This window comes from Pseudomonas shirazensis, from assembly GCF_050496565.1.
GTDB classification, from domain to species: domain Bacteria; phylum Pseudomonadota; class Gammaproteobacteria; order Pseudomonadales; family Pseudomonadaceae; genus Aquipseudomonas; species Aquipseudomonas shirazensis_A.
The window spans coordinates 1-8,282 of the sequence record NZ_JBNWAE010000033.1 but is presented as its reverse complement, the minus strand read 5'-3'; the positions used below and the strand labels follow the sequence as shown (position 1 = coordinate 8,282).

Here is an 8,282-nt window from a genome sequence, read left to right as displayed (position 1 = left end):
ACTGCTGGCGGTGACCCTGATCTCGCGCCTGCGTGAGCAAGGCCTGGAAGCCGACGTGCGCGCCCTGTTCGACCAACCGACCTTGGCGGGCTACGCAGCCATCACAGACAGAATGGAGATCGTCCTGTGAGCATCAATCAACTACTGGCAACACTGACGGCCAAAAACGTACAACTGGCGTTGAAGGACGGCCAATTGGCCGTTCAGGGCAACCGCCAGGCCCTGACCGATCCCGCGTTGGTGGCGCAACTGCGTGAACACAAGCCGACGCTGATGGCGATGATTGAGCACGGCGAGTACGTGGCCGTGAAACAGGGCGCGGTGCACGTGCCGTCCAACCTCATCGAGCCAGGCTGCACGCGCATTACGCCGCAGCACCTCAACCTGATCGATCTCGACCAGGATACCCTTGACCGCATCGTCGCCTGCATCCCCGGCGGTGCGGCTAACGTGCAAGACATCTACCCGCTGGCACCGCTGCAGCAGGGCATGCTGTTCCACCATGCCAGTGCCACCAACAGTGATCCCTACGTAATGCAGGCGCGTTTCGTGTTTGCCAGCGAGGCCCGCTTACAGGCGTTTGCCGATGCGCTCCGTGGTGTGATTGCACGCCACGACATCCTGCGCACCTCGGTGCACTGGGAAGGGCTGGAAACGCCGGTGCAGGTGGTCTGGCGCCGCGCTGACCTGCAGGTGGCGACGTTAGCCGATAACGACCCCTCCCGCGGCAGGCTCGACCTGACCCAGGCACCGCTGATCCGCCTGCTGCGTGAGGCCGAGCAGGCCGATGGTGCACTGACCGCCACCCTGCAGTTCCACCATATTGCCATGGACCACAGTGCCCTGGAGGTGGTACGTCACGAGCTGATCGCGTTCCTGACCGGCGAGGGTGATCGGCTGGGCACCCCGGTGCCGTTTCGCAATTATGTGGCACAAGCCGTGCTGGGTATCAGCGAGGCCGAACACGAGGCGTTTTTCCGCGACATGCTTGGGGGTATCGACACGTCGACCCTGGCCTACGGCATCCAGGATGTGCTAGGCGGGGGTGAGGTGCACAACGAGCACGCGCTCGACCTGCCACTAGCGCTGTGCCAGCAGCTACGCAGCCAGGCGCGTAGCCTGGGCGTGAGCGTCGCCAGCCTGTTCCACCTGGCCTGGGGCCGCGTGCTGGGCGGGCTGACGGGGCGCGATCAGGTGGTGTTCGGCACCGTGCTGATGGGGCGCTTGCAAGGCGCCGAAGCTACCGACCGGGCGCTGGGTATTTTCATCAATACCCTGCCGGTATGCGTTGACTTGACCAGCGCTGACTTGCCGACGGCGATCCGCGCCACCCATCAGCGGCTGAGCGCACTGATGCGCCATGAACACGCGCCACTGGCCCTGGCCCAGCGTTGCAGCGGTGTGCCGGCGCCGGCGCCGCTGTTCAATGCCTTGCTCAATTACCGCCACAGCGCCGTCGACAGCACCCAGCCAAGCCGCGCAGCCCTGGCCGGGATTGACATCGTCGAGTCTGCCGAGGCTACCAACTACCCATTGACGCTCAGCGTCGACGACTTGGGCGAAGCATTTCGCCTGACCCTGCTGGCCAGTGCTGAAGTGCCGGCGCAGCGCGTTTGCGCCTACCTGCAGCAGACCCTCGAAAGCCTGCTGCAGGCACCGCAGTCATCGGTCATGGCGCTGGCCATGCTCCCCGACGGCGAGCGCGAAGAACTGCTGCAAGTGTTCAACGATTTTCCTGCCCCCTATGAGCGGCAACTGACCCTGCACCAGCGCATCGCACAACGCGCCGAGCTGCACCCTGACGCCATCGCCGCCACCGCTGACGGCGCAAGCTTGAGTTACGCCGAGCTCAACCGCCAGGCCAATGCCCTGGCGCAGCACCTGATCAACCTCGGGGTGCGGCCTGACGACCGCGTCGCGGTGGTGGCGCGGCGTAGCCTGCAGACGCTGGTTGGCTTGTTGGCGGTACTTAAGGCCGGCGCCGGTTACGTACCGGTGGACCCCGCCCACCCGGATGAGCGCGTGCAGTACCTGTTGAACGACAGCGGCCCGGTAGCGGTGCTGACGCAACAGGCCCTGCGTGAGCGCCTGGGGCCTGTCGCGGTGCCGGTGGTGCTGCTCGACCAGCCGCACTGGCCTGTATGCGATAGCGATCCGGCTGTACCGGGGCTGAGTGCCAACCACCTGGCCTATGTGATCTACACCTCCGGCTCCACCGGCGAGCCCAAGGGCGTGATGGTCGAGCATCAGACCGTCAACAACCTGGTCGATTGGCACTGCCGCACGTTCGACCTGGGCCATGGCCGGCACACTTCGAGCTTGGCCGGTTTCGGTTTCGACGCCATGGCCTGGGAAGTCTGGCCGGCGTTGTGCGCCGGGGCCACGTTGCACCTGGCGCCAGCGTCGGAGGGCAACGATGACCTGGATGCCATGCTTGCCTGGTGGCAAGCGCAGCCCCTGGACGTGAGCTTCTTGCCGACGCCGGTGGCCGAATACGCCTTCAACCATCAACTCGAACACCCGACCCTGCGCACCCTGTTGATCGGCGGTGACCGCCTGCGTCAGTTCAACCGGACCCAGCGCTTTGCCGTGGTCAACAACTACGGCCCAACCGAAGCCACGGTGGTGGCAAGTTCCGGCGTGCTGGAAGCAGGTGGGGCGCTGCACATCGGTCGGCCGGTTGATAACGCGCGTTTGTATGTACTCGACCCACAGCTGCAGCCTGTCGCGCTGGGTGTACCAGGCGAGTTGTACATTGGTGGCGCCGGGGTTGCCCGAGGCTACCTGAACCGTCCGGCGCTCACCGCCGAGCGCTTTCTTGACGACCCCTTCGTCGCCCGTGGGCGTATGTACCGCACCGGTGACCTGGTGCGCTGGCTGGCAGATGGCACTCTGGACTTTCTGGGGCGCAACGACGACCAGGTCAAGATCCGCGGCGTGCGCATCGAACTGGGCGAGATCGAAAGCCGGCTGAACGCCCTGGTCGGCATCGATGAAGCTGTTGTCCTGGCCCGCGAGGACCAGCCCGGCCAGCCGCGCCTGGTGGCTTACTTTACCGCCCTGGCAGGTGTCGAGCCGCTCCCCCCAGAAGGCCTGCGCAGCCAATTACAGGCGCACCTGCCGGAATACATGGTGCCGGTGGCGTATGTGCAGCTGCCAGCGTTGCCGCTGACTGCAAACGGCAAACTCGACCGCCGCGCATTACCAAGGCCAGAACGCTCTGCGCAGTTCGAGCAGGGCTATGAGGCCCCTGAAGGGGCGTTGGAGCATGGGCTGGCCACGCTATGGGCCGAGCTTCTGCAGGTTGAGCGCGTTGGCCGGCGCGACCATTTCTTCAGCCTGGGAGGGCATTCCCTGCTGGCGATGCGCATGGTCTCCCAGGTGCGCCTGCGCCTGGGTGTCGAACTGAGCCTGAGCGACCTGTTCGCCAACCCCGAACTGGCCGCCGTGGCCGAGGTACTGGCCAATGCCGGGCGCAGTGAGTTGCCAGCGATACGCCCGGTGCCGCGCGATGTGCCGCTGCCGATGTCGTTCGCCCAACAACGGCTGTGGTTCCTGGCGCAGATGGAAGGCGGTAACCAGGCCTACAATGTGCCGCTGGCCCTGGGCCTGCGCGGGGCACTGGATGCCGATGCGCTGGAAGCGGCCTTGCTCGCCATCATCGAGCGCCACGAGACCTTGCGCAGCCGCTTCGTACCACGCGATGACAGTGCCGAGGTGGTGCTGGCCGCCACGGCGGGGGGCGATTGGTTCCAGCGTGAAGAGCTGAGCGTCGACGCGCTGCCCGCCCGCTTGGATGAAGCGGCCCGTGCGCCTTTCGACCTGGCCCACGGACCGCTGTTGCGAGCGCGTTTGCTGCGTCTGGGCGCAGAACATCATGTACTGGCCCTGACCGTGCATCACATCGCTGCCGACGGCTGGTCACTGGGCGTGCTGACCCGTGAACTGAGCGCGCTGTATACGGCCTGTTGCCAGGGCCAGGACGATCCGTTGCCGACCCTGGACATCCAGTACGGTGACTATGCCGTGTGGCAGCGCCGCTGGTTGGCCGGCGCCCAGTTGCAGCGCCAGGCCGGTTACTGGCGCCAGGCCCTGGAGGGCGCGCCCAGCCTGCTCAAGCTGCCCAGTGATCGCCCACGGCCTGAACGCCAGGACTTTGCCGGCGCAAGCTTGCTACTGCAACTGGAACCCCGCCTGGCGGCCGGCCTGCGCAGCCTGGCCCAGCGCCACGGGGTAACCCTGTACATGGCCGTGCTCAGCGCCTGGGCCGCCGTGTTGACGCGGCTGTCCGGCCAGGGCGAAATCGTCATCGGTTGCCCTGTGGCGGGCCGCAGCCGTGCCGAGCTGGAGCCGCTGGTGGGCTTGTTCGTCAATACCCTGGCCGTGCGCATCGACACGGCTGCCGCACCGACGGCGCAAACTCTGCTGGAGCAGGTCCGCACGCGCGTGCTGGAGGCTCAGGCGCACCAGGACCTGCCGTTCGAACAGGTGGTGGAAATCGTCCGCCCAGTGCGCAGCCTCGGCCATACCCCCTTGTTCCAGGCCACGCTCAACTGGCAGGCGATCGAAGGTGGCGCCTTGCAGTTGCCGGGCCTGCAGTTGGAGGCCGTGGTCCAGGCCGGCCAGGTCGCCAAGTTCGACCTGACGCTGAACCTCGGCGAGTTCGGTGACACGCTGGGCGGCAGCCTGGACTACGCCACCTCGCTGTTCGACGAGGCAACTGTGCGGCGCTATGTCGGTTACTTCGAGACCCTGCTCTGGGCCATGGTCGGCGATGATCAACAGCCGTTGGCACAAGTGCCGTTGCTGGGCGCCAGCGAGCGCCAGACCCTGCTGCACCATTTCAATACCACGCAGCGCGATTACCCCCGTGACTTGACGGTGGAGCAGCTGTTCGAGCAGCGCGTGGCGCGCCATCCCCTGGCCCTGGCTGTAGTCCAGGGCGACCAGCAACTGTGCTATGGCGAACTGAACCAACACGCCAACCGTCTGGCTCACTACTTGATGGGTGCAGGTGTGGCGCCGGGTGCCTATGTGGCCATGCTGCTGCCGCGCACCTTGCACCTGCTGGTGGCGCAACTGGCCGTGCTCAAGTGTGGCGCTGTCTGTGTGCCGCTCGACATCCATGCACCGACCGAGCGGCAGGCCTTCATGGTCGAGGATTGCCAGGCCACCGCACTGCTGACGCTTTCTGGCACAGCGGTTGAGTATGCGGTGCGTCGGTTCGACCTCGATCAACTGGCCCTCGATGACCAGCCTGGCCACAACCCTGGGTTGGCCCAGGACGCTGGCCGCGCGGCCTTTGTAATGTACACCTCTGGCACCACTGGCAAACCCAAGGGCGTGTGCGTTGCGCACCGGGGTGTTGCGAGTTTGGTGCTGAATGAGCGGTATGCCGGATTGCTGGCCAGTGACCGCATCGCTTTCGCCTCCAACCCGGCGTTCGATGCCAGCACTCTGGAGGTGTGGGGCGCGCTGCTCAATGGCGGGCAGTTGCGAGTGATCGACCACCGCACGCTGGTTGACCCTGCGCTTTTCGCGAAGGCGCTGGCGGAGCAGGGCATCACCGTTCTGTTCCTGACCACGGCGTTGTTCAACCAGTACGTGCAGTTGATTCCCGAAGCCCTGGCCGCGCTACGCGTGCTGATCAGCGGCGGTGAGCGTGCCGAACCCGCAGTCTTCCGCACGCTGCTGAGCAAGGCACCTGGGCTGCGCCTGGTCAATGCCTACGGACCTACCGAAACCACCACGCTCGCGGCCACCTGCCACGTGCGTGAGCTGGCGCCCGATGCAACCCAAGTACCGATTGGCCGACCGACCGGCAATACCCAGGTGTATGTGCTGGACGCCTGGCAACAGCCCGTGCCGCAAGGCGTGGTCGGTGAATTGTATATCGGCGGCGACGGCGTCGCCCTGGGGTACTTGAACCGCCCGGAACTGACGGCGCAGCGGTTCATCGATGACCCGTTCAGCCCGCAGCCGGGCGCTCGGCTGTACCGCACCGGCGATCTGGTGCGCTGGCAGGCCGACGGCCAACTGGAGTGCCTGGGGCGCAATGACGATCAGGTCAAGATTCGCGGTTACCGGATCGAGCAGGGCGAGATCGAGCAACAGTTGGCGCTGGCACCTGGTGTCGGTGAAGTCGTGGTAATGGCTGTGCCCAATGAGCAGGGCCCACTGCGGTTGGTGGCCTGGTTTACCCGGCACGAGGCCTCGTTGGAGGCCGCTGACCTGCGTGCCTTCCTGCGTGGGCGTTTGCCGGATTACATGGTGCCTACCGCTTTTGTCGCATTGCCGCGGATGCCGCTGAACAACAATGGCAAGGTTGATCGCCAGGCCTTGCCGGCGCCGGCGCCCCAGGACCTGGCGGTGACAGCGTACGAAGCACCGGAAGGCGAGCGCGAGCAGGCGCTGGCCACGTTGTGGGGCGAACTGCTGCATCTGGAACGCGTCGGGCGTCAGGACCGCTTCTTCGAAATGGGCGGGCATTCACTGCTGGCGATGCGCATGCTGGGCCAGGTTCGCCAACGCCTGGGGCTGGAGCTGGCCTTGAACGACCTGTTTGCCGATGACAGTCTGGCTGCGGTGGCCGCCTGCCTCGCGCGTGACGGTGACGCCTTGCCGGCCATCCAGCCGGGCCCACGTGATGGTACTTTGCCGCTTTCGTTCGCCCAGCAGCGGCTGTGGTTTCTGGCGCAGATGGAGGAAACCAGCGCGGCCTATCACATTCCCCTGGCCCTGCGTCTGGAGGGCCGTTTGGACGGTGCGGCACTGGAGCGTGCTTTGAGGCGCCTGGTCGAGCGCCATGAAAGCTTGCGCAGCCATTTTGTCGAACAGGAAGGCGAGCCGCAGGTGGTGCTGGCAACCGGCAGCGAAGGCTTCCAGTTTGACCGCGACGTTTGCAACGGTCTGGATGAAGCCGCTATTGCGGCGTTGATCCGTCAGGAGGCGAGCCAACCCTTCGCACTCAGCCGCGACCTGCCGGTGCGTGGGCGCTTGCTGCAGCTGGCCGAAGACCACCACCTGCTACTGCTGACTTTGCATCACCTGGTGGCTGACGGTTGGTCGCTGGGCGTCTTGGTACGCGAGCTGGGCGAGTTGTACCAAGCCTTCAGTTGCGGCGGCGCCGACCCCTTGCCGGCCTTGCCCGTGCAATACATCGACTATGCCTTGTGGCAGCGACGCTGGCTGAGCGGCGATGCCCTGCGCCAGCAGGCCGATTACTGGGTTGGCCAACTGGACGGGGCACCGGCGCTGCTCAGCTTGCCCTGGGACCACCCACGCCCGGAGCGTCAGCAGTATGCCGGTGACAGCGTCGCGCTGAGCCTGGCCCCGCGCCTGAGTGGCGAGCTCAAAGCCGTGTGCCGGCGCCATGGGGTCACGCCTTATATGCTGTTCATGGCGGCCTGGGCGGTGTTATTGAGCCGGCTTTCCGGCCAGGATGAAGTGGTGATTGGCTCGCCCGTAGCCAACCGCAGACAGGCCGAAGTGGATGGCCTGGTTGGCATGTTCGTCAATGCCGTGGCTTTGCGCGTGGACACCTCGGGGGCGCCGGATGTGGCTACGCTGCTGGTCCGGGTAAAAGCCGTGGTACTAGGCGGGCAGGCGCATCAGGACTTGCCGTTCGAACAGGTGGTCGAGTTGCTGCGCCCGCGCCGTAGCGTTGCGCATACTCCGCTGTACCAGGCCACCCTGGACTGGGACGCCAGCCCAGAGCGGCAGGCGCTGCAATTGGCCGACCTGTCGCTGAGCGCAGTGAGTGGGGCCGCGTGCATTGCCAAGTTCGACCTGAGCCTGAGCATGGGTGAGCGCGCCGAAGGTTTTGCCGGCGGTATCGTGTTTGCCACCGGCCTTTTCGAGCGGGCGACCATCGCGCGTTATGCGGGGTATTTCGAACAACTGCTGTGGGCCTTCGTGGAGAGCGATCGGGCCATTCCTGGCCATGTCGGGTTGCCGGATGCCGATGAGCGCAAACGCTTGCTGCAGGGCTTCAACGACACGGCGGTGGATTATGACCTTGAGCAGACCCTGCACGGGATGATCGAGGCGCAGGTGCTGCGTACGCCGGATGCGGTCGCGGTCAGGGCCGAAGAGGGGGCACTGAGCTATCGCGCGCTGAATGAGCAGGCCAACCAATTAGCGCATCATCTGATTGGGCTGGGTCTCAAGCCTGACGATCGGGTGGCGATCTGCGTTGAGCGTGGGCTGTCGATGGTGGTTGGCCTGCTGGCCACTCTCAAGGCCGGTGGCGCCTATGTGCCGGTTGACCCGGATTACCCGGC

Annotated in this window: 2 protein-coding genes; both read left to right on the top strand. The window is 65.7% G+C overall.

Annotated features, from left to right (window positions below; all coding sequences use genetic code 11):
* Positions 1-10: 10 nt before the first annotated feature.
* Positions 11-130, top strand: a complete 120-nt coding sequence (locus tag ACQZ2L_RS24985; protein WP_430328303.1) for a hypothetical protein — start codon at positions 11-13, stop codon at positions 128-130.
* The coding region (locus tag ACQZ2L_RS24980; RefSeq protein WP_430328302.1) for an amino acid adenylation domain-containing protein at positions 127-8,282 on the top strand (8,156 nt) is incomplete at its 3' end. The genes ACQZ2L_RS24985 and ACQZ2L_RS24980, both read left to right, overlap by 4 nt.